We start from the raw sequence: 588 nt of genomic DNA, 5'->3' as shown, positions 1-588 counted from the left end.
CTCCCCCAAATCCTCTCTAATGGGTGTAAATATCATAATCAAGCTTTTGCTCCTTATAATGTAATCTTTGAACCTTATTATGAAAAGATTAAAGAATTTGTAGGAGAAGAAGTATATAAAAAACTCAAACCTTCTTTAAAAATAACAAGTTCCTATCGTTGCGAAGGTGGTAAAGGTGTTGTTATTACAATCTATACAGCCATTGGAACAACTTATAAAAAGTTTGGAATCTTTGGAGATGAAGGAGCAGGTTTTTCTCTCACTGAAACTCAAGGAATTAGCATAGGAGGTTCTAATACTTTTGAACTTAGAGATGGTAAGTTTGTAAAAACACAAGAAATTGCAAAGGATTTTCTATGACACCTAAAGAACTTATAGTAAAAATCAACACAAAAAGATAAAAAATACTTCAATAGATTTTAGAGGTTAAAGAGGGTTTTGAGTTAAAATTATAGTTTTTAAACTCAAAGGATTAACAATGCGATTAAAAAAGATGATTTCTCCCCTCCTCTCTTTAGTTTTCTTATCCACTCCCCTCCTAGCAGAGTTAAAGTATTTTCCCAAAGATAAGGCTGAACTACTTGAACT

Annotated in this window: 1 pseudogene; it reads left to right on the top strand. The window is 31.6% G+C overall.

Going from position 1 to position 588, the window contains the following annotated elements:
* A pseudogene (locus CQA57_RS08220) lies at positions 1-360 on the top strand (hypothetical protein); the annotation flags it as partial.
* Positions 361-588: the final 228 nt, after the last annotated feature.

Origin of the sequence: Helicobacter anseris (assembly GCF_003364335.1) — a bacterium.
In the GTDB taxonomy this organism is placed as follows: Bacteria; Campylobacterota; Campylobacteria; order Campylobacterales; family Helicobacteraceae; genus Helicobacter_H; species Helicobacter_H anseris.
Note: the sequence above shows the minus strand (reverse complement) of the source record. Positions and strands in the feature narration are given on the sequence as shown.